The organism is Ruegeria sp. G12, from assembly GCF_056533565.1.
Genome location: NZ_JBQFOO010000001.1, coordinates 101,177 through 122,559, shown reverse-complemented (window position 1 = coordinate 122,559; position 21,383 = coordinate 101,177). Strand labels below are relative to the sequence as shown.

At 60.1% G+C, this 21,383-nt stretch carries 22 protein-coding genes; 10 read left to right on the top strand and 12 right to left on the bottom strand.

Annotated elements, in window-relative coordinates:
- Nucleotides 1-4 precede the first annotated feature (4 nt).
- Complete coding sequence (locus ACR0JN_RS00585) at nucleotides 5-1,042, bottom strand: efflux RND transporter periplasmic adaptor subunit (RefSeq protein ID WP_480883423.1); 1,038 nt, start codon at nucleotides 1,040-1,042, stop codon at nucleotides 5-7.
- Complete coding sequence (locus ACR0JN_RS00580) at nucleotides 1,039-1,506, bottom strand: MarR family winged helix-turn-helix transcriptional regulator (RefSeq protein WP_480816725.1); 468 nt, start codon at nucleotides 1,504-1,506, stop codon at nucleotides 1,039-1,041. The genes ACR0JN_RS00585 and ACR0JN_RS00580 overlap by 4 nt, the downstream gene beginning before the upstream one ends.
- A 166-nt stretch (nucleotides 1,507-1,672) precedes the next feature.
- Between ACR0JN_RS00580 and ACR0JN_RS00575 the strand changes: the two genes are divergently transcribed.
- Nucleotides 1,673-2,797: a beta-ketoacyl-ACP synthase III gene (locus ACR0JN_RS00575; RefSeq protein WP_480883421.1), complete on the top strand. Its 1,125-nt coding sequence runs from the start codon at nucleotides 1,673-1,675 to the stop codon at nucleotides 2,795-2,797.
- Here the strand turns inward: ACR0JN_RS00575 and ACR0JN_RS00570 are convergent.
- Both ACR0JN_RS00570 and ACR0JN_RS00565 read right to left on the bottom strand, forming a co-directional pair.
- Nucleotides 2,794-4,566 carry a hypothetical protein gene (locus ACR0JN_RS00570; protein ID WP_480883419.1) on the bottom strand — a complete coding sequence of 591 codons (1,773 nt, stop codon included), beginning with the start codon at nucleotides 4,564-4,566 and terminating at the stop codon, nucleotides 2,794-2,796. The genes ACR0JN_RS00575 and ACR0JN_RS00570 overlap by 4 nt on opposite strands.
- A 118-nt stretch (nucleotides 4,567-4,684) precedes the next feature.
- Entirely contained in the window at nucleotides 4,685-5,152 is a 468-nt protein-coding gene (locus ACR0JN_RS00565) for a hypothetical protein (RefSeq protein WP_480816728.1), read from the bottom strand.
- 357 nt (nucleotides 5,153-5,509) lie between these two features.
- Here ACR0JN_RS00565 and ACR0JN_RS00560 point away from each other — a divergent pair, with 357 nt between their 5' ends.
- Nucleotides 5,510-6,088: a thymidine kinase gene (locus ACR0JN_RS00560; protein WP_480883417.1), complete on the top strand. Its 579-nt coding sequence runs from the start codon at nucleotides 5,510-5,512 to the stop codon at nucleotides 6,086-6,088.
- On the opposite strand, the gene ACR0JN_RS00555 is transcribed toward ACR0JN_RS00560, so the two are convergent.
- From ACR0JN_RS00555 to ACR0JN_RS00535, 5 genes are all read right to left on the bottom strand, one after another.
- The gene (locus tag ACR0JN_RS00555) at nucleotides 6,085-7,035 is read right to left on the bottom strand and encodes a 2-hydroxyacid dehydrogenase (RefSeq protein ID WP_480883415.1); all 951 of its coding nucleotides are present in this window, start codon (nucleotides 7,033-7,035) and stop codon (nucleotides 6,085-6,087) included. The two genes, ACR0JN_RS00560 and ACR0JN_RS00555, sit on opposite strands and share 4 nt — an antisense overlap.
- Nucleotides 7,035-7,373: a tRNA-binding protein gene (locus tag ACR0JN_RS00550; protein WP_480883414.1), complete on the bottom strand. Its 339-nt coding sequence runs from the start codon at nucleotides 7,371-7,373 to the stop codon at nucleotides 7,035-7,037. Before ACR0JN_RS00550 ends, ACR0JN_RS00555 begins: the two co-directional genes overlap by 1 nt.
- A complete protein-coding gene (gene proC / locus ACR0JN_RS00545; protein ID WP_480883412.1) occupies nucleotides 7,366-8,181 on the bottom strand; it encodes a pyrroline-5-carboxylate reductase in 816 nt (271 codons plus the stop codon). The genes ACR0JN_RS00550 and proC overlap by 8 nt, the downstream gene beginning before the upstream one ends.
- Nucleotides 8,182-8,222: 41 nt before the next feature.
- Nucleotides 8,223-8,723: a type III secretion system chaperone family protein gene (locus ACR0JN_RS00540; RefSeq protein ID WP_480816733.1), complete on the bottom strand. Its 501-nt coding sequence runs from the start codon at nucleotides 8,721-8,723 to the stop codon at nucleotides 8,223-8,225.
- 309 nt (nucleotides 8,724-9,032) lie between these two features.
- Entirely contained in the window at nucleotides 9,033-9,281 is a 249-nt protein-coding gene (locus ACR0JN_RS00535) for an accessory factor UbiK family protein (RefSeq protein WP_050604795.1), read from the bottom strand.
- A gap of 98 nt (nucleotides 9,282-9,379) precedes the next feature.
- Between ACR0JN_RS00535 and lgt the strand changes: the two genes are divergently transcribed.
- From lgt to ACR0JN_RS00515, 4 genes are all read left to right on the top strand, one after another.
- Nucleotides 9,380-10,267: a prolipoprotein diacylglyceryl transferase gene (gene lgt / locus ACR0JN_RS00530; protein WP_480883410.1), complete on the top strand. Its 888-nt coding sequence runs from the start codon at nucleotides 9,380-9,382 to the stop codon at nucleotides 10,265-10,267.
- Nucleotides 10,264-11,331 carry a class I SAM-dependent methyltransferase gene (locus ACR0JN_RS00525; protein ID WP_480883408.1) on the top strand — a complete coding sequence of 356 codons (1,068 nt, stop codon included), beginning with the start codon at nucleotides 10,264-10,266 and terminating at the stop codon, nucleotides 11,329-11,331. The genes lgt and ACR0JN_RS00525 overlap by 4 nt, the downstream gene beginning before the upstream one ends.
- Entirely contained in the window at nucleotides 11,328-12,086 is a 759-nt protein-coding gene (pgeF, locus tag ACR0JN_RS00520) for a peptidoglycan editing factor PgeF (protein WP_480883407.1), read from the top strand. The genes ACR0JN_RS00525 and pgeF overlap by 4 nt, the downstream gene beginning before the upstream one ends.
- 729 nt (nucleotides 12,087-12,815) lie before the next feature.
- Nucleotides 12,816-13,598 (top strand): Hint domain-containing protein, encoded by a 783-nt coding sequence (locus ACR0JN_RS00515; RefSeq protein ID WP_480816738.1) that lies wholly within the window; start codon nucleotides 12,816-12,818, stop codon nucleotides 13,596-13,598.
- Nucleotides 13,599-13,715: 117 nt separating this feature from the next.
- Here ACR0JN_RS00515 and ACR0JN_RS00510 read toward each other — a convergent pair whose 3' ends face one another.
- Nucleotides 13,716-14,216, bottom strand: a complete 501-nt coding sequence (locus ACR0JN_RS00510; protein WP_480816739.1) for an Lrp/AsnC family transcriptional regulator — start codon at nucleotides 14,214-14,216, stop codon at nucleotides 13,716-13,718.
- Between the two features lie 225 nt (nucleotides 14,217-14,441).
- Here ACR0JN_RS00510 and trxB point away from each other — a divergent pair, with 225 nt between their 5' ends.
- From trxB to ACR0JN_RS00490, 4 genes are all read left to right on the top strand, one after another.
- Nucleotides 14,442-15,383: a thioredoxin-disulfide reductase gene (gene trxB / locus ACR0JN_RS00505; protein WP_480816740.1), complete on the top strand. Its 942-nt coding sequence runs from the start codon at nucleotides 14,442-14,444 to the stop codon at nucleotides 15,381-15,383.
- Between the two features lie 3 nt (nucleotides 15,384-15,386).
- Nucleotides 15,387-15,851 (top strand): RES family NAD+ phosphorylase, encoded by a 465-nt coding sequence (locus ACR0JN_RS00500; RefSeq protein ID WP_480883404.1) that lies wholly within the window; start codon nucleotides 15,387-15,389, stop codon nucleotides 15,849-15,851.
- A gap of 63 nt (nucleotides 15,852-15,914) precedes the next feature.
- Nucleotides 15,915-17,606, top strand: coding sequence for an adenylate/guanylate cyclase domain-containing protein (locus tag ACR0JN_RS00495; protein WP_480883403.1), 1,692 nt, complete (start codon nucleotides 15,915-15,917; stop codon nucleotides 17,604-17,606).
- 196 nt (nucleotides 17,607-17,802) lie between these two features.
- On the top strand, nucleotides 17,803-19,521 hold the full coding sequence (locus ACR0JN_RS00490; protein WP_480883402.1) for a bifunctional sulfate adenylyltransferase/adenylylsulfate kinase: 1,719 nt from the start codon (nucleotides 17,803-17,805) through the stop codon (nucleotides 19,519-19,521).
- Between the two features lie 67 nt (nucleotides 19,522-19,588).
- Here the strand turns inward: ACR0JN_RS00490 and ACR0JN_RS00485 are convergent, their stop codons facing one another.
- The gene (locus ACR0JN_RS00485; protein ID WP_480883400.1) at nucleotides 19,589-20,449 is read right to left on the bottom strand and encodes a hypothetical protein; all 861 of its coding nucleotides are present in this window, start codon (nucleotides 20,447-20,449) and stop codon (nucleotides 19,589-19,591) included.
- On the bottom strand, nucleotides 20,446-21,333 hold the full coding sequence (locus tag ACR0JN_RS00480; RefSeq protein ID WP_480883398.1) for a PhzF family phenazine biosynthesis protein: 888 nt from the start codon (nucleotides 21,331-21,333) through the stop codon (nucleotides 20,446-20,448). The genes ACR0JN_RS00485 and ACR0JN_RS00480 overlap by 4 nt, the downstream gene beginning before the upstream one ends.
- Nucleotides 21,334-21,383 lie beyond the last annotated feature (50 nt).

The following is a 21,383-nucleotide window of genomic DNA, read 5'->3' as shown; positions in this document are numbered from 1 at the left end:
CCCTTTAGTTCGAAAAACCGGTAAAACGGCGCACGGTCTGACCATCGGTCAGCGCAGCGCCGCCTGCCACCACAATCTCTTGGCCATCCGACAGGCCGCTCAGCACACGCACATCGCCGGTCTGGGTTGGCTCGATGGTCACAGGCACACGCTTCACGGTCCCTTCATCGGCGCCAACCGGGTCAAAGACCATGACCCCCAGCTCACCAGCGGCATCGGCAACGATGGCAGTCGCGGGCACGATGATGCCCACGCGCCCGTCCCGCACCTTGGCGTTGACCGTCACCGAGGACCCCGGCAGAATCTGCAACCCCTCGGGCGGGGTCAGCCCGAACTGAATGCGATAGGTCTGCCCGACGCTGGAGGATTCGGCGTCGAATTCGCGGATTTCCAGCGGAAATACCTCATCACTGACCGGGAATTTGGCGGTGAGAGTTATGTCATCCTGCTGGCCCGAGCGTTGAAACAGAATCTCGGGCACGTCCACCTCGATCCGCAATTCGGACATGTCGTGAAGGCGGACAATCGGGGTGCCTGCGGACACTGTGGTGAACGCCTCGACCGCGCGGCTGGACACCAGCGCGTCGAAGGGGGCCGTCAGCGTGGCGTGTTCAAGTTCGTATTCGGCATCGCGCAGGGCGATGGCCGCCAGTTGCGCCTCGGTCTCGGCGTCATCGACCGCCACCTGGCTGGCCGTGGTGCCCCGCAGGCGGGACAGTCGGGCGACGGTCCGGTCGGCTTGTTCCTTTTGCAGCCGCGCGCGGCTCAGGCGCAGTTCGAACGGTTCCTGATCCAGACGCGCGATCAGGTCATCCTTGGGAATGACAAAACCCTCGGTCACGGGCATCTCGACAATCTGACCCGGCACCTGAAAGGCCAAATCCACCGTCTGCCGCGCTGCGACACGGCCAAAGAACTGGCGCGAAAAGCCGGGCTCGGTCTCGCGCACAAGCATCAGCTTCACGGGTTTCGAAACCTCCTGCGCGGCCATCGGGGTTGCCAGAACGGCCATCGCAAGGCCCAGAGCGGTCAGCAGTTTCATTTTGTTAATCCCTCGGGAATTCCGGTTTTCAGAACATTGTCACGGATTTTGCGCGCCAGTTGCGCGAATTGGGCGGTTTCTTCGGCATTCAGACCGGAGGCCCGGTGAAATAGTTCTCCGGCCTCGGCCACCAGCATGTCGCGGGCGTCATGGCCTTTGTCGGTCAGCACCAGTAGCAAGGCACGGCGGTCGGCGGGGTCTTTCTCGCGGGTCAGGTACCCGGCCTGCTCCAGCGCATCCGCGGTGGCCGTAATGGTGGACGGAACGCTGAGCATATCGGCTGCCAACACGCCCATGCGTTTGGGCTGATCCAGCTTGATCAGCATGTGGCATTCCGGGTGGCTAAGCTCGGTTTCGATACACTCGAACGTCTCTTCCAGTTTCCAATATAGGGCATAGACCCCCATGATCGCCTGTATCTCGGGCGTCAGCTGATCCAGCCTGTTGCTTGTGTCGTCCGGCATGGGACCTCTCGCGCAATGTCCTGCCGCCATATACTTCATTTTCTGAACTATTCAAGACATGAAGGTGAATTCCTGCCGCCACGCCCATTGCCCTCGGGTCAACATACCTTGATCAAACCCTGCCAAGGCTGCATTTTGAGCGAATCCAAGCGAGTCAGGACCCGCCATGTACACGCCCGCCATCACCGGAACCGGTGTTTTCACGCCCGAGAACGTCATCACCAACGCCGAGCTTGTTGAGGCCTTCAACGCCTATGCCGACAAGCAGAACGCGCGGAACGCCGATGCGATTGCGGCGGGGCAGATGGAACCGATGCAGCATTCGTCAGAGGAGTTCATCCTCAAAGCCTCGGGCATTCAGAACCGGTATGTAATGGACAAATCCGGCGTGCTGGACCCGGATGTCATGCACCCGTTACTGCGCCAACGCAGTGATGATGAGCCCGGGATCATGACCGAAATGGCGGTGGATGCCTGCAACAAGGCGCTGACGCAGGCGGGGCGCAAGGCCGACGACGTCGATCTGGTGATTTGCGCGGCGTCGAACCATGAGCGCGCATATCCGGCGATTGCCATCGAGATTCAGCAGGCGCTGGGGATCGGCGGGTTCGGGTTCGACATGAATGTTGCCTGTTCCTCGGCCACCTTCGGCATTCAGGCGGCGGCGGATATGGTGCGGTCCGGTTCAGTCCGGGCGGCGCTGGTGGTGAACCCCGAGATTTGTTCGGGCCATCTGGAATGGCGCGACCGGGATTGTCATTTCATCTTTGGCGATGTGGCCACAGCCACGCTGATCGAACGGATCGAAGACGCAACTGGCCCGCATTTCGAGGTCCTCTCGACCCGCTGCGCCACCGCGTTTTCCAACAATATCCGCAATAACAACGGCTTCCTACGCCGCTCGCGCCCCGACGGGGTGATCGACAGGCGCGACATGCAGTTCATGCAGAACGGGCGCAAGGTGTTCAAGGAAGTGCTACCCATGGTCAGCAAACACATCAGCGATCACATGCAGGCCGAGGGCGTCGCCAACACCGACCTGAAACGCCTGTGGCTGCATCAGGCCAACAAAACGATGAACGATTTCATCGGCAAGAAGGTTCTGGGCCGCGAGCCCGAAGGCGGCGAACAGCCCAACATTCTGCAGGACTACGCCAACACCTCGTCCGCCGGGTCCATCATTGCCTTTTCGCAATATTCGGATGATCTGAGCGATGGCGATATCGGTCTGATCTGTTCGTTCGGAGCGGGCTATTCGGTCGGGTCGGTGATTGTGAAACGGCGCGGTTAGCCGTTTACGGCGTAGATGCGAAACACGGCCCCTTCGGCGCGGGGCAGTTCGGTCACATTGTCCGGCAGATCGCCGCTTAGCAGCCCCGCCAGAAACCCGTCACCTTCGGACACCGACGACCAGTATTCTGTCCGCGCATTGGCCTCGCAGACCAGAATGTAGTCGATGCCCAACTCGGCAAGGCGCGGGCCAGTGTCGCGAGATTCGGACCGGAACAGATCAATCTGCGCGAGGTTTCCGGCCTCATTCCGATGGTAATTCCCGCCCAGAACCGAGTGATCCGTGTCGCGCAGGATGTACGAGGCATAGTCGAAATCGGCGAGGATCAGGCCGGGCTCCAGATCGCCCAACGGGCGAGTGGCCTGAACTGTGGTGCAAGCATACGCGCTGGTCTGTGCCGCGCCGGTCTCCGGCACGGTTTCCGCTCGCGCGGTAAAGTGCTTTTCAAGGCTTGCCCCGGTTTTCGGAGACATCAGAACGACAAACGCAACCAGCAGGATGCCGAACAGCCTTTGACCACTGGCCCGGTATCTCTGGTAGATCACCCGCAACACCTGCGCCTGCACGGCCACCATCGACAGGGCCAGAAAGGTCATCATACGGGACTGGTACAGGAACAGAACAAACGCGATGGCGATCAGGCCGAGCAGCAAGAGATACTCCAACTTTCTGTCCGACCCATAGGCAAAAACCCCCGCAGCGATCATCGAGAAGACAGAGATCGCGATCAGCGCAACGGTTTCCCCTGCATGTCGCTGGATGAAGACGCTGACATTCTGGGCCTCGGTCACCTGGCTCAGCCAAAAGGTGCGCATGTCTGGCGACATCTGGTTGATCGGGTTCTCAAGACAATAGGGCGCGACGCTGTATGCCAAGCCCACGGCAAGCGCGCCAACCGCCGCAAAGCACCAGAACCGGGCCCAAACCGACCAGCCAGAAGCAAAGACCGCAGCCCCCAAAAGCCCAAGCGCCGCCGCGCCTGCTGGCAAGGCTACGCTGAGTGTCAAGGAATCGCAGCCAGGAAAAAAGAAACTCTCGCGCGCTGTTGTCGCCACCGCCGCCGCCAACAGCGTCCCGGCCATCGCGGCCCCGAATTCCATTGTACGGCGACGGCTGGTTTCGCCGGACAAGATCCAATCAACCCCAACGAACAGGCCGATCAGCCCGATTTGCGCCAGCGATTCCGTGCCGATGGACAGGGACAATGCCAGACACACGCCCAGCCCAAGGCCCGCGTGTCGGATATCCTTGCGGAGAGTGAAAAACATCACCGCAGATACAAACAGCAAGACCTGCAACCCGTGGTGATCAAAGGAATACTGATCGAATTTGCCCGAACTGTTGATCGCAATCACAGCCATGACCAGAGCGGACACGGCCCCCTCGCGGCCCCCTAGAGCGCCGCCGATGATCGCGAAAACCCACAAAAGCAACCCGGCCAACAATGTTGGCCACAGGAAGGCCGTGAACTGATAGGCAGCCTCGGGCGACAAAACCGCGCTGCTCAGCACGTAAATCCCAGCGATGGGCGCATCGATCAGGCGGGACCAGTGCATCAATGTGCCACCGTCCGGTCCCAGCCGATGCTGATAGGGATCGAACCAACCCTGCCCGTCCAGCAGATCGGACACCGCGACCCAGCGCATGATATCATCTGGGCCCTGAACGTACCCGCCGAGCGTCATCAGACCGGCAAGCACCACAAAGGCGACCACGAAAAGCCTGCACGTGGTTTTGTCCGTCACGAGTCTGTACGGGACATTCTGCATGTCATCCTGCCTTGGCGATATTGCTCGCAGGCCTGTCTATGAGACCGAAGTGACATAATTGAGGCAGAACTTTACTGCCGAACCACCGTCAGTGGTTGCCCTTCTGCCAACGCCACAATCAGGGCTGGCTGACGCTTTCTTCTTCCAGATGCAGCTTCATCTCGATCAGCACCTGCTGCAGCAGGCTGGTTTCCTTCAGCAGCCGTTTGGCCTCGTTCACCGTGATGATCCCGTCCTCGATGGCGGCCTGATATTCGGTCATCAGCATGGCAAACCTCTGACTCAGCGCGATAACGTCCGAGTTCACCCCTCCGGTCCGGGGCGCTTCGGTGTTGCGGCCATCGTAGGACAAGGTGATGTTTTTCAGGTCCGCCAGGGCCGAAGTCACATGCGGATAATTCGCCGCGTTTTCAAGCCGGGCAACCGCGTCCACGGGCATGAACCGGTCGGCATGTTCGGCATTGTCGGAATAATACCGGCCCAACGTGGCCTTTGACTTGCCCGTGATCTCGCACGCGGCCTCGATCCCGACATCCTTCACCAAGGATTCCGTGTGTTTTTTCAGATAAGCCCCAATATCTGCCATCGTTTTACCTTTGTTACCCGCGCGCCCTTTCCCACGCATTTGATTTAGGGGAAAGGGAAGGAAAATTTCCCATACTCCAGTCATAATTGAAATGCCATAAATTGACTATCCCTCAGATATGCGGGGGATTTTGTGAGTGAGTGGCGGCAGTTCTTGCCGGTAACGAGTGATAGTGGGACGGGATTTCAGTCTTCACAACGTTTAGGCCACATGTTGGCCGACGGCGTCGCTGTTGCGAGCGCGGGGACTCCATCCCCATAGAGCGTGTGCTCGGTCTTCGCAGCTGTAATGGCGACGTCGCTTCCCTCAAGCTATTGATGACTTGTTCCTTTGTCCCCGGCGTTCTAGACCCGCCGCATGGCAAAGCTGTATTTCAACTACTCCACCATGAACGCGGGCAAATCGACCGTGTTGCTGCAGGCCTCGCACAACTATCGCGAGCGGGGCATGGACACCTATCTGATGACCGCCGCCATGGATAAGCGTGCGGGTGTCGGACGGATCGCCTCGCGCATTGGGATTTCAGAGCAGGCGGATACGTTTCGTCCCGATGACGACGTTTTTTCGATGATCGAAACGCGAATAGCCGAAGGTCGCGTTGCCTGTGTGTTTGTGGATGAGGCGCAGTTTCTGTCCGAGGATCAGGTCTGGCAACTGGCCCGTGCGGTAGATGACCTGAAGGTTCCCGTTCTGGCTTATGGCTTGAGGGTCGATTTTCAGGGCAAGCTGTTTCCGGGTTCCGCTGCCCTGCTGGCGCTGTCCGATGAAATGCGCGAGGTGCGCACGATCTGCGAATGCGGGCGCAAGGCCACGATGGTGATTCGTCAGGACGAGAACGGCAACACCATCACCGAAGGCGAACAGGTCCAGATCGGCGGGAACGAGACCTATGTCTCGCTCTGCCGCAAACACTGGCGCGAGGCTGTGGGGGCCTAGACCGGATTCGGCAGGTCCGTTCCCGCAATAAAGGCCGCCACATTGTCCAATGCCATGTGCCCCATGCTGGTGCGTACTTCTTCGGTTGCGGTGCCCAGATGCGGCAGCAAGGTCACGTTTTCCATGTCGCACAGGGTCTTGGGGACGCTTGGTTCGAACTCATAGACGTCCAGACCCGCACCTGCGATTTGTTTGGCCTGCAAAGCCGCAATCAGAGCGGCTTCGTCCACGACTTCGCCGCGTGCGATGTTGATCAGAATGGCGGTCGGATTCATGGCCTGCAGCACCTGCGCGTTGATCAGGTGCTGTGTTTCTGCGCCTCCGGGTACCGCTATCACAAGGAAATCCACTGCTGCGGCCAGGGCGTTCAAGTCCGGGACGTACTCGGCAGGGAAATCCACATCCTTGGCGTTGCGCGAATGATAGGCGACCGACATCCCGAAGCCAAAATGACACCGTCGTGCAATCGCCTGACCGATGCGTCCCATCCCAACAATGCCGACACGCTTGCCGGTTACATGATGACCCAGCATCTGCGTCGGGTGCCAGCCCTGCCAGTCGCCCTTGCGAACCAGCCGCTCGCCCTCGCCCGTGCGGCGGGCGGTGGAAAGCAGCAGGGTCATGGCGATGTCGGCGGTGGCGTCGGTAACGGCGCCCGGCGTGTTGGTCACGGCCACGCCTGCGGCGCGGGCCGCGTTCATGTCGATATGGTTGTACCCGACGCCGAAATTGGCCAGCAGCTTGCAGCGGGGCTCCGGTACGTCCGCAAAAACCTGCGCCGAGAACAAGTCGCCCAGCGTTGGCACCACAATATCGAACTCGGTCAACGCGCGCCGCATTTCATCTGGCGTCATTGGCAGAGTATTGCTGCGGAACTCGACATCGAACTCGGCCTTGGCGCGGGTCTCGACAGCGGCGGTCATCGGGCGGGCGATCAGAAGCTTCATCAGTGCATCCTTCCCCCGGTTGGCACTTTGCCATCCGGGCCGATCAAAACGATTTCGTTGTTTTCATCCGGCAGGCCCAGCACCAGCACCTCGGACATGAATTTGCCGATTTGGCGCGGCGGGAAATTCACCACCGCCATCACCTGCTTTCCCACCAGCGTTGCCGGTTCGTAATGCGCGGTGATCTGGGCTGAGGTCTTGCGCTCGCCGATCTCATCGCCAAAGTCGATCCACATCTTGATCGCGGGTTTACGGGCCTCGGGGTAGGGCTCGGCGCGGGTGACTTCGCCCACGCGGATGTCGACCTTGAGGAACTCGTCAAAGGTAATCTCACTCACGGGACAGCTCCTTAGATCGGTCGGTTGCGGCTTTGACCGCGCGGTGCAGCAGGCCTGGAAAACCCTCTTCCTCGTGCATCAGCACCTCCAAAGCGGCCTGCGTGGTGCCATTGGGCGAGGTCACGTTAATGCGCAGTTGCGAGGGGTCTTCCTCGGTCGCCATCGCCAGCGCCCCTGCCCCGGCCACGGTGGATTTGGCCAGCCTCATCGCCAGATCATGCGGCAGCCCCTGCGCCTGACCGGCAGCGGCCAGCGTTTCGATCAGGTGAAAGACATAGGCCGGACCTGACCCGCTGAGGCCGGTAACGGCATCCATTTGTGTTTCCGAATCCAAACGCACAGTTTCGCCAATGGCTGACAAAAGGTTTTCGGCAAGCTCAAGATCATCTGCCGAAGACCGGGCGTTGCCGATCACAGCGGTGATCCCCTGACGTATCGCGGCAGGCGTGTTTGGCATCGCACGGATGATGGGTGTACCCGCACCCAGAACCTTCTCAAAAGTGGCAATCGATGTGCCCGCAGCCACCGAAATGAACAGGCTCCCGCCACCGCCCAGCGCCTGAATGGCGGGCAAGGCCTCGCCCATCATCTGCGGTTTGACGGCCACCAGCACCACAGCAGGCGCTTCTGGCAGAGGTGTGTTGATATTGACGCCCTGCGCTTTCAGCCAATCCGAGGGATAGGGATCAATCACCCAAACGGAAGCGGCGGGCAGGCCGTGTTCCAGCCAACCCGCCAGCATTGCGGACCCCATCTTTCCGCACCCCAAAAGCACCAGACCCTGCTCGGCCACGCGAGACATGTCCATTGGTTTGCCCCTCCCCTGACGTAATGGTTCGGGGCAAAGCTTTACGCCCGGCCGTAGGCCTCTGCAATGGCGACTTGCATCGCGTCTTCGGGTGTCCGGTTGCCCCATGTCACCAGTTGGATCGCCGGGTAGTAGCGCTCGGCGCTCATGACGGCGGCGGTGATCATCGTGTCGATCTGATCGGGGCTAGCCATCTGGCCGCCTGCAAGCACCAGACCGTAGCGATAAACCATCAGCTTCTGGTTCGCCCAATAGGTAAAGGCCCCCGCCCAGCACTGGTCGTTCATTCTGTTGAGCAATTCGTACAGTTCGGATTCACGCTCGTTCGGCGGTTCCATTTCGAACGAGCACACCATGCGCAGTGTTTCGTCATAATTGGACCAGGCCAGAGTGATGGAGTATGTCCGCCACTGCCCTTCAACCGCCATGGCGATCTGATCGTCGCCGATGCGGTCGAAATCCCAGTCGTGATGTTCAGCCAGATGTTCAACAATATCGATTGGATGAAGGTCTTCTTCTAGAAACTGCTCGGAAAGGGCCATAATGCCACCTCACTACTCTCTAGCATTTTGGGGCTGGCAGCGCCCCAGCGCTAGTTGCCTGCTCTACAAGCCGGGCTTCCCCCGTAGGCTTGTACTAAATATGGTGCGATGCAAGATTGGTTCTGACAACCCTAATTATTGGGGATAACAGCAATAAGTTGTGGACGAATGGCAACGCCGATCAAAATATTGGCGTCCCGTGCAGCTTTGTCTTGATTAAATTCTGCAAGGCGGCAAGATTCACGTCGCCGCACAATCCAACCACGGATTGCACGGCGATTTGATCTCATCGAATCCTTGGAAAGGGCGTTATTTGTCCAGTTTCGCCTCAAGCGCTGCAATGCGCGCTTCGAGTGCCGCGTTTTCCTCGCGCGCTTTCTGGGCCATCGCACGGACGGCATCGAATTCCTCGCGGGTGACGAAATCGCGGTCGGCCAGCCAGCGGTCGATCATCGACTTCATCGCATTCTCGGCCTCTTCCCGCGCGCCCTGCGCCACACCCATGGCGTTGGTCATCAGTTGGGAAACATCGTCGAGGATCTTGTTGCGGGTTTGCATGGCTTTAACTCCGAAATCGCGGTTGTCCTCTATATGGGTAAAGAATGGCCCGGGCTCAAGGTTGACTTGCCCTGCAAACCCCGGGCAATGAGACGCACATGCAGGCTGTTCTGAATTTCCCCGATCTGTCACCCGAATTGTTCTCGATCTCGCTGTTCGGGTTCGAATTCGCGCTCAGGTGGTACGCGCTGGCCTATATCGCGGGCATTTTGATCGCGTGGCGGATGGCCGCGATGGCGCTGCGCCGCCCGGCCCTGTGGCGCGATGAGACACCCCCGATGCGCGCCGATCAGCTTGAAGATCTGGTCACATGGATCATCCTCGGCGTTATTCTGGGCGGACGGCTGGGCTTTGTGCTTTTTTATCAGCCCGCCTATTACCTGTCGCATCCGGCGGACATCCTGAAGGTCTGGCAGGGCGGGATGGCCTTTCACGGAGGCCTTTTGGGCGTCGTGATCGCATCCTTTCTGTTTGCCCGCCGCCATCAGATCCCGGCTTTGTCGCTGGGCGACCTGATTGGCTACACAGTGCCCCCCGGCCTGCTGCTGGGCCGTCTGGCGAACTTCACCAATGCCGAGCTTTGGGGCCGCCCCAGCGAACTGCCCTGGGCGGTGATCTTCCCCGGCGGTGCAGCGCAGGATTGCCCCGGCGTTGTGGCTGGCCTGTGCGCGCGCCACCCCTCCCAACTCTATGAAGCCGCGCTCGAGGGGCTTTTGCTCGGCGCGTTGCTGATCTGGCTGGCCTATAGCCGCGGCGCTTTTCGCAAACCGGGTCTTGTCATGGGCGTGTTTCTGGCAGGCTATGGAGCCTCGCGCTTTATTGTCGAATTCTTCCGCCAGCCGGACGCGCAATTCGTGTCCGAGGGCAACCCGCTGGGGCTGGCTTTACATCTGGGCGGCTACGGCCTGACGATGGGGCAGCTCTTGTCCCTGCCGATGATCGCGCTCGGCCTTTGGTTTGCGCTGCGCGCGCGTTCGGCGGCATGAGCCTACGCGATCACCTGATTGCGCGCATCCGTCAGGATGGCCCGATGAGCGTGGCCGACTACATGGCCGAATGCCTGCTACACCCCACCCTGGGATATTACAGCACGCGCGACCCGCTGGGCGCGGGTGGAGATTTCATCACCGCACCAGAAATCAGCCAGATGTTCGGGGAACTGATCGGCCTGAGCCTTGCGCAAAGCTGGCTCGATCAGGGGCAGCCTTCGCAAGTGGCGCTGGCCGAGCTTGGACCGGGTCGCGGGACCCTGATGGCCGATACCCTGCGCGCCACGCGCGGGGTGCCGGGGTTTAACGCGGCGGTGCAGGTTGTTCTGCTAGAGGCCTCGCCTGCGTTGAAAACCATGCAGGCCGAGACGCTAAAAGAGTACGAACCGCGCTGGATCAACCGCGCGACTGACTTGCCGGACCTGCCGCTGTTTCTGGTGGCGAACGAGTTCTTCGATGCCTTGCCCATCCGTCAATTTCAAAGGGACGGCCAAGGCTGGCGGGAACGTCTGATCGGAGTAGCGGACGGCTCTTTGACCTTCGGGCTGGGTCCGGAGGCGCCACAAGCGGCGCTGAGCGACCGGCTCGAGGACGCACAAGACGGCGATTTGGTCGAACTCTGCGCCGGGGCGATTCCTATTTTGACGGAAATCGCCGGACGGATTGCGAGGCATGGTGGGGCCGCACTGATCGTGGATTACGGCGATTGGCATTCGCTGGGGGACACTCTGCAGGCGCTCAGGGCGCATGAAAGAACCGATCCGCTGGACGCACCGGGTCAGGCCGATCTGACCGCGCATGTGGATTTTGAGCCCTTGGCCATTGCGGCGCAGGCCGCGGGGTGCGCCCATACGCGGCTGACGCCTCAGGGCGTGTTTCTGGAACGGCTCGGCATCACCGCCCGGGCGCAGGCGCTGGCCCAATCTGAAAGCGGTTCGAAGCTGGAAAACATGATTGCCGCACATCGCCGGTTGACGCACCCGGATGAAATGGGAAACCTGTTCAAAGTACTGGGTCTCTATCCGCTTCACTCTGCGCCACCACCGGGACTGGAACCATGACACTGGAAATTCTGACCTCGGACATGCTGTCCCCTGTTCGGCACGGGTTCTTCAGCCGACGGGGCGGTGCCTCGTCCGGGATATTCTCGGGGCTGAACTGCGGCCACGGATCGTCGGACCTGTCCGAGGTCGTGGCCCTGAACCGCCGCCGCGTGGCCGATGCGATGGAGGTTGAACCAGACGCCCTGATCGGCGTGCATCAGGTGCATTCCCCGACCGTGATCACGGTCGATGGCCCGGTGAACGGCGCAAAGCCCAAGGCGGATGCTGTCGTCACAGCGACCCCCGGATTGGCGTTATCCATCCTGACCGCTGACTGCCAGCCGGTTCTGTTCGCCGACCCCAACGCCAAAGTGATCGGCGCCGCCCATGCAGGCTGGCGCGGCGCGCTAGGCGGCGTACTGGAATCCACGCTGGACGCGATGGAGGAGTTGGGGGCCACGCGCGAAAACACCCGCGCGGTGATCGGCCCGACGATATCGCAGCGCGCCTATGAGGTCGGGCCCGAGTTTCTGGACGATTTCACCGCCGATTCGCAGGATAACACTCGTTTCTTCGCCAATGGTCAGGGGGATAGGCTGCTGTTCGACCTGCCCGCCTTTGGCCTGCACCGGCTGCGGCAGGCGGGTCTGGATCAGGTCGAATGGACCCGGCATTGCACCTATTCCGACCCGGACCGCTTCTATTCCTATCGCCGCGCGACCCACGCGAAAGAGGCCGACTATGGCCGCCTGATCTCGGCCATCAGATTGTAGACTTCGCCACAATTAAGGCAAATACGCCACCTTTCCGCCACATTTATTGTGTTTACCGGTTTCAAGAATCGTGTGGAATTTGTGCCAGTCCTCAGGTGGTTATCTGACTTACAGACCGTTGATGTCTGGCCTTCATGGAAAAGGTAAATATCAAACTTCATTTTTTATCCGCAATTGATCCCGGTTCAGCCTTATCCGCGCCGCAAACGGGCGTCACACAAGGTTCACAAGGGAAACGGGGCATCAGACCCCAAGCAGAGCAGGATCAGAGAATGAAGACAAAATCTCGGTTTCTCAGCGCCGTGGTTGCGGCGGCTCGAGACCAGAAGCTGGAAATGCCGTGGAAGCGGGTTTCAAGCAACTCCCTCAGGGTCGCGCGCCGTTTGGCAGCGCGCCGCTGAAACAGGATACCCAAGGGGCCAGCTGCCGGTCCCAACGGGTTTAAGGCGCATCGGGTACGGCTCCGGTCTGATGCGTTTCGGGTCGCGGCCCTGACCGCGACAGGTGTTCGGAGCGTGTTTGCGGGAATTTGCCACCCGCAGAGTACGAGTTTGTCTGGGGGGTCAATGTGTTGACCAATGGGATGCGGAATTTATTCGCTGTGTGCTGGATTACAGACCGGCACCCTGAGGTTGTCCATTTATTTCAAGGCAAAGAACCAAACCGTCAGGCGGGAGTGTACGGGGATTTCTCTCGGCTGGTCGGACATTTAGAGGGGAAGGAATATTAATGACTATTCCTAATTCATTGGCCCGCGCGGCCAGAAACGCTGTTGAAACGACGGCATTGCTGAAAAACGCACCGCGCCCGGCCACCAAAAGAAAAGCGCAACTGCGCCGCTACGAAGTCAGCACGTTGCTGAAGAACGGCGAGGTCGCACAGACCCGCCATATCGCGCCCGCTTTGCCCATGTTCGAAGACGCGTTTTGCGCCTTTACCCGTGGCTCGCTGGTAGAAACCGAACTGGGCCCGATGGCGATCGAGGATCTGATGCCCGGCGATACGGTTCTGACGCAGGATGGCGCATCGGAAACGGTAGTGTGGAAGGGGTCTGTCACTCTGATCCCCGGCCGCGAAGACGCACGGGGGCGCACGCGCCCGCTGACGCGGATCATGGCCGATACATTCGGGATGCAAAAACCGATGTCAGGCGTCATTGCCGGCCCGTCGGCCCGCATTCTGAGCACACCTGCGCATCTGCGCCACCTGAATGGCGGTGAACCGATTCTGACACCGGTTTCCGAATTTCAGGACGGGATGGGCGTGATTGAGACAATGCCACCTACGCCCGTGGAATTGTTTCACATTTGCCTAAAACGGCATTCCGTTATTCGCGTGGATGGTTTACAATTTGAAACATATCACCCAGGTGTGAACGCGGTCCGGATGATCAGCCATTCGCTAAGGTCAATCTATCTGAACCTGTTCGCGCATATCGAATCGCTGAACGATTTTGGCCCGCTGCTGATGCCGCGCGCCGGAGACGGAGAGGTGGACGCGATATCGGCCTGAGACGTTAATGATTGCTGCAGTGTGGGGGCATTATGCAGATATTACTAAGTTGGATACTTTCGTTGGCGATTGCGGCCATGTTGCCGCCAATCGCACCGGCTACACGAAACGCGCAGCTTACGCCGTCCGGTTCATTCGTTCTTCCAAAACGTCGAACGGCACGCCTGGCTCGTCTTTTGCGCCTCGGATAACAAGCGATGTCTTGACGCTGGCCACGTTCGGCGTGGTCAGCAGATCGCCGGTCAGAAACTGCTGAAAACTGCTTAGGTCCGGTGCGACGCATTTCAGCATGAAATCCACCTCGCCGTTCAGCATGTGGCATTCGCGAACCAGTGGCCAGTCGCGGCAGCGTTCCTCGAACGCGCTGAGTTCTGATTCGGCCTGACTGTCCAGACCGACCATCACAAAGACTTGCACCTCGAATCCCAGTTCGCGGGCATTCACATCGGCATGGTAGCCCGTGATGTAGCCGGATTCTTCCAGCGTGCGTACCCGCCGCAGGCAGGGCGGGGCCGAGATTCCGACACGTTTGGCCAGTTCGACATTGGTCATACGACCGTCCGCCTGCAATTCCGCCAGAATCTTGCGGTCGATTTCATCCAGCCGAGTCGTGACCATCGAATGCTCCTGATTTTTCGGTTGTTATATCAGCACCCCGCTCATGCGCAATAATGTTTCGCATCTGCGCAACATTGTTGATCTTGTAATTCTCTGGTCCGGCGCTGCCCTGCCCTGGGTGCATAGCGGTTCCCGGGCAAGAGGGGGCTTTAAGCCCTGCCCGCCCCTCGCTATATCGGTGCGACGGGCAAACGGCCCGGTTCAGGCAGTTCGAGCGGGGATACCATGACCGAGACACGTCACACCAAGGTTCTGATCATCGGATCGGGGCCCGCAGGATACACGGCCGGCGTTTATGCCAGTCGCGCGATGCTAAACCCCATTCTGGTGCAGGGGATCGAACCCGGCGGCCAGCTGACCACCACCACCGAGGTCGAGAACTGGCCCGGCGACACCGAAGTTCAGGGCCCTGATCTGATGGTCCGGATGCAGGACCACGCCAAGGCGATGGGAGCAGAGGTGATCGGCGACATCATCAGCGATTTGGACCTGAGCCAGCGGCCCTTCACCGCTAAGGGCGACAGCGGCACCACGTACACCGCCGACGCCGTCATTCTGGCCACCGGTGCCCGCGCAAAATGGCTGGGCCTGCCGTCGGAAGAGAAATTCAAGGGCTTCGGCGTCTCGGCCTGCGCCACCTGTGACGGGTTCTTCTATCGCGGGCAGGAAATCGTGGTGATCGGCGGCGGCAACACCGCGGTGGAAGAAGCGCTGTTCCTGACCAACTTCGCCAGCAAGGTTACTCTGATCCACCGTCGCGACGAATTGCGGGCCGAGAAGATCCTGCAGGACCGTCTGATGAAGAACGAAAAGATCGAACCGCTGTGGTTCCACGAGCTGGACGAGGTGATCGGCACCGATGCCCCGTTGGGGGTCGAAGGGGTCCGGGTCAAGAACGTCAAAACCGGCGAGATCACCGAGATTCCGTGTAAAGGCGTGTTCGTCGCCATCGGCCACGCGCCTGCCAACGAGTTGGTCAAGGACACGCTGGAAACCCACATGGGCGGCTATGTCGTGACCAAGCCCGGAACCACCCAAACCTCGATTCCGGGCGTTTTTGCAGCAGGCGATCTGACGGACCACGTCTACCGTCAGGCCGTCACCAGCGCGGGCATGGGGTGTATGGCCGCGTTGGACGCAGAGCGCTTCCTGGCGGAGCAGGAGTAACAGGTGCTGGACTTCTCGGGCCCGGTCTGGAGAATTCTGTTCCTTTCACAAATCGACGCACCTCTGGCCGCCGCAAAGGCGCCCGAGGGGCGTTTTCATTCCGCAGGGCAAATCGCACTTTACGCCTCGCTCAGCGCCGAGGGGGCCGGGGTTGCGATCCGACGCTATGTCTCAGCGGGTGATCCGCCACGGGTTCTGCAGCGGGCGCGTGTCACCGGGGCTCGGCTGGTGGACCTGCGTGGAAAGAGCGAAGCGTCAGTTGTCTGGCAGGATATTCACGCCGATACCGGTTGTTCCCCGACATGGCAGTTCTCGGACGAAGCGCGTTCCCAAGGGGCCGACGGGGTGCTGTACAGTTCACGCTCACGCCCGGACCTGAGCCATATCGTGCTGTTCAACATCTCCGCTGCCCTGATCCATGTCGACGCCCCGGCAACCACATGGACCCCGCCTTATTCTCAACCCTAGCTTGACCCGTTCGCGCGCCCGTATCAGACTCGGGCATAAGCAAAGCGAATGCGGGTGATCTGATTGAATAGCGTTCTTTGGCGTGGTGGCTGGTCGACCCGGCTCAGGATCGGCAGCGGTCTGGTCCTGTTCACCTTTGCCTTTTTTCACTTCATAAACATCGGCTTGGGCCTGTTTCACACCGACTACCTGCATGGCATGCAGGACGGCCGCAAAGCCGTCACCCGCCATGATATCATGACCGTGTTTCTCTACGTCGCGCTGCTTCTGCATGCGGGGCTGGCGCTGACGTCGATCGCCCAGCGCAGGACCCTGCGCATGCCGGTCAGCATGGCGCTGCAGATCATTCTGGGGCTTCTGATCCCGCTGCAACTGATCTCTCACATCGTGCAAACCCGCGTCGCGCATGAGGTTTTCGACGTCAATGACGAGATGGGTTACATTATCGCGCTGATGTGGCCCAACTCGGCCATCTGGATGCAAAGCCTGCTACTGTTGCTGGTCTGGGTACATGGCTGCATCGGACTTCACATGTGGCTGCGCCTGACAGGATGGTGGCGACAGGCCGTGCCCTATCTGATCGGGGTCGCGGTCTTCATCCCTTCGTTCGCGCTGGCGGGGCTGCTGACCGAAGGGCGGCGTATCTGGGCCGATTTCGCGGATGAGTTTCTGCGCGAACAGTATATCGAGCATTATAATTGGCCCTCGCCCGAAGCCTTTCAGACCATGTTCAGCGTCAAGGACAACGCGGTGGCGGCCTTCCTCGCGGCGCTGGCCGTGACCGCGATCATTTATATCGGGCGCAAGCTGTGGCGGCGCAGGCATTCTGTCCGGGTGACCTATACGCGCGGCCCCGAGGTTGTCGCGGAAAAGGGAATGACCCTGCTCGAAATCTCGCAGGCCAACGGCATCCCGCATATCGCGCTCTGTGGTGGCAAGGGGCGCTGCACCACTTGTCGAGTGATCATCGAAGACGGCTCGGATAGCCTGCCCCCGCCCAGCGAGGTCGAGGCCCGAAGCTTGGCCGCCGTCGGAGCCTCGGCGCAAACCCGGCTCGCCTGCCAAATCCGCCCAACCGACCCGATTTCGATCTATCGCGTGTATCGCCCGGATGGTGGGCGCAACCGGGGTCACGCCAGTCAGGGGCAGGAACGCAAGCTGGCCGTCCTGTTTCTGGATATGCGCGGCTTTACGGCGCGCACCACGGGGCAGCTGCCGTACGACATCGTGTTCCTGCTGAACCGCTTTTTCGATGCCATCGTTCCGGCAATCACCGCAGATGGCGGGGTTGTCGACAAATATATGGGTGACGGGCTGCTGGCCGTGTTCGAACAGCCCGATGCCGCCGCCTCGGCCCGGGCCGGGTTGGAAGCGGCCATCGACATCAGCAAGGCTCTGGAACGGTTTAACGAAAAACTCGAAGCCGAAGGCAGCCCCAGAATACGCATCGGTATGGGCCTGCATCTGGGCGATCTGGTTCTGGGTGAGATCGGTGCCGAAGGCCACGCCCCCCGCACGATCATCGGCGACGCCGTCAACGTCGCCAGCCGTCTGGAAGGCGAAACCAAGGCGCTGGGCGTAGAACTGTTGGCCTCGGGCGCACTACTGAAAGCGGCGGGCCTGACCATCCCATCGGGCGATCTGCAGCGCTTTGACTTGCGCGGTGTTCAACACCCGGTTCCGGCCTTGCCTGTCTCTCGGGCGTTTGACTTTGATCCTTCCGTTTACAGGCAGGAACACAAACCCTCTGAGTGACGGAATTGTTGCCATTTTGCGGGACCCTGGTCGGGTTTTCCTGACTGAATCGGAAAATCCTTCCAATCCGGATAAAATCGACGCATATCCTCCTTTGTTTTCCGCATGGCTGTGGACTTCATTGGGCAGTCGGGGCAAATGCCCCTCAAACACCCAAGAATCACTGGTCATAAACCACTGCGATAAGAGTATTCCGATGACGATGTTAAGCAATCTGGCCCCGATCCCCGAACTTTACGTGTCTTATGACTCGGCCCAGAAATTGAAGGTCGAAGCCGCCGATCTGACAAGCTGGGATCTGAGCCCGCGCCAGATTTGCGATCTGGAACTGCTGATGAACGGGGGCTTCAATCCCCTGAAAGGGTTCCTAAGCGAGGCGGATTACGACAACGTCGTCGAAAACATGCGCCTGGCCGATGGCACCCTATGGCCGATGCCGATCACGCTGGATGTCAGCGAAGATTTCGCGGATAGCATCGAACTGGGTCAGGACATTGCCCTGCGCGACCAAGAGGGCGTGATCCTCGGCACCATGACCGTCACCGACCGCTGGACCCCGGACAAGGCGCGCGAGGCCGAAAAGGTGTTTGGCGCGGATGACGATGCCCACCCTGCCGTCAACTACCTGCACAACGTTGCGGGCAAGGTTTATCTGGGCGGTCCGGTGGTCGGCATCCAGCAGCCGGTTCACTATGATTTCCGCGCCCGCCGCGACACTCCGAACGAGCTGCGCGCCTATTTCCGCAAACTGGGCTGGCGTCGCATCGTCGCCTTTCAGACCCGCAACCCGTTGCACCGCGCGCATCAAGAACTGACCTTCCGCGCCGCCAAGGAAGCGCAGGCCAACCTGCTGATCCACCCGGTTGTCGGAATGACCAAACCAGGCGATGTCGATCACTTCACACGCGTGCGCTGCTATGAGGCGGTGCTGGACAAGTATCCGGCCTCGACCACCTCGATGAGCCTGCTGAACCTGGCGATGCGTATGGCCGGCCCGCGCGAGGCAGTCTGGCACGGCCTGATCCGCGCCAATCACGGTTGCACCCATTTCATCGTGGGCCGCGATCACGCCGGGCCGGGCAAAAACTCGGCGGGTGAGGATTTCTATGGCCCCTACGACGCGCAGGATCTGTTCCGTCAGTTCCAGGACGAAATTGGCGTCGAAATGGTCGACTTCAAGCACATGGTTTATGTGCAGGAACGCGCCCAGTACGAGCCAAATGACGAGATTGCCGACAAGGACAACGTCACGATTCTGAACATCTCTGGCACTGAACTGCGCCGCCGTCTGGCCGAAGGTCTGGAAATTCCCGAATGGTTCAGTTTTCCCGAAGTTGTGGCCGAGCTGCGCAAGACCAAACCCCCGCGCAGCCAGCAGGGCTTTACCGTGTTCTTCACTGGTTTCTCTGGCTCGGGCAAATCCACCATCGCCAACGCGCTTATGGTTAAGCTGATGGAGATGGGGGGCCGTCCCGTCACTCTGCTGGATGGTGACATTGTTCGTAAGAACCTGTCATCCGAACTGGGATTCTCGAAAGAGCACCGCGACCTGAACATCCGCCGCATCGGGTACGTGGCATCCGAGATCACCAAGAACGGCGGCATCGCCATCTGCGCGCCGATTGCGCCTTATGCGACGACCCGCCGTGCGGTACGGGAAGAGATCGAACAATTCGGTGCCTTCTGTGAAGTCCACGTCGCAACGTCGATCGAAGAATGCGAACGCCGCGACCGCAAGGGTCTGTACAAGCTGGCGCGTGAGGGCAAGATCAAGGAATTCACCGGGATTTCAGATCCTTACGACGTTCCCACGAACCCCGAACTCAGCGTTGAGACCGAGAATGTCGAGGTCGACAACTGCGCCCATCAAGTGCTGCTGAAACTGGAAAGCATGGGCCTGATCGCCGGGTCGTAAGCGAAGTCAAAACCCACTGAAAAGCCTCCGGTCCCGCCGGGGGCTTTTTCGTTGTGACGAAGGTTTATTACAACTCGTCCCGGATCGCCGCCACGGCGCGGCCCTCGAAATCACCGAACTCTGCGGCCTTGGGCTGAATGGCTTGCAGATGCGGTAGGCGTTCAGCGTAATCCTCGGGCGACATAGAATCGACCGCGCGCTGGATATCGGCCTGCGTTTCGCACAGGACCATCCCCGATGTATCCATGAAATCGCCGATATTGGGGCAGCCCCAATAGATCGGTACGGTCGTGCACAGGATCGCATCGGTCAGCTTTTCAGAGAAATAATTCCGCTCGCGCACATTCTCGATCACGATTGAATAGCGATAGGGCGCAAGCCCGTCCGATTTCTCGTCGAACGGCATGTAGCCCCGGCCCATGATGTCCACGTCCACCCCGGTTTCGCGCACCCAGTCGATCAAAGAATGGCGTAACTGATGCCCCACAAGATCGCGCTTGGCCGAGGCGATCAGCGAGCAGGATTTGGTTTTCGTCACGTCCAGATCACGCCAGTTGGGCACCATCGTCGGGCCGTAGGGCAGGAACACCGCATTTGGGATGCCTTGCAGCAGAACATCGTGAAAGGTCAGCACGCGGAAAAAGCGCCGCCAGGTGAAGCGCAGCATCCGGTCGTGTTTGGCATGGATCGCCGAAGGCTCGCCCATCATCAGCGAAATCTGCGCGCGGGTGCCCCTGCGCCATCGCAGATGCACGGTTGAATTCGGATACATGATCAGGTGATCGGTCGGCTCAAGGTCTCCGATTGTCTTCCCCTCCAGCCGTTCGGGGAAGCCTTCGGGCCAGATCAATTCATCCAAAGGCACCTTGGCCAGATCAGGCCCAAGCCGGTGGCCATAGGGCAATATCGCAATCGCAGGCTCGGTCATTGCGGCCTGTCCGGCAAATCCACCTGCCCCCGCATCAGAACATGGCCGCGTCCGGCGACCTTGATCCCGGTCATCGCCTCAACCGGACCAACGCGCGTCACGGTGGCCTGCCCCGGACGGCCCATGTCGTGGCCTTGTTCGGCAGTGAATGTGTCTTTGCTCATCAGGCCGTATTTCCACAAATAGGCCGCCATCGCACCGGTTGCTGACCCGGTAAACGGGTCCTCGGGCGGGCTGGGCGGGGCCATCAGCAGGCGCGAGAATGTGTCGCCCATCTCCGTCGCACCCTTGAGTGTCACCAGAAACGGCTCGGCCATGTCTGAGCCTGAAAACCCTGCCCTAGCAGCCACTTCGCGCAGCGGACCTTCGGCCAGCTTGGCGGCGCGCAGGGCCTCATGATCCTTCAAAACGGTGATGCAAAAGGTCAGCCCGGTCGAGACCATCTGCGGTGGCGATATGATGGCGTCCTCGGGCAAGCTGATCGCCGAGGCCACAAGGTCAGCAGGGACATGCGCGCCGAAGTCGGGCGCGACCTGGGTCATCTCGATCTCATCGCCCGCAAGGCGGATGGACACAATCCCGGCCCCGGTTTCCAGCGTCAGTTCATCCCCCGAAAAAAGCCCCCGCGAGCGCATGGCGGCCACAGTTGCAATAGTGGGATGCCCGGCAAATGGAATTTCGCGGCTGGCAAGGAAATAGCGTACTTTTACATCCGCTACATCGGACGGCCCGGTAAACGTACATTCGACCAGAGAGGTTTCGCGGACGTAGGCGGTGCAAACGTCTTCGGGCAGATGGGCCCCGCCATGGACAACGGCACATCCGTTGCCGCCGAACGCGCGATCGCTAAATGCGTCTACCCAATCGAAATCGAACCAGCTCATGCAGATAAATCCCTGATGCAGTGCAAGCGGCAGGTCCCGCCGGTTCGTAT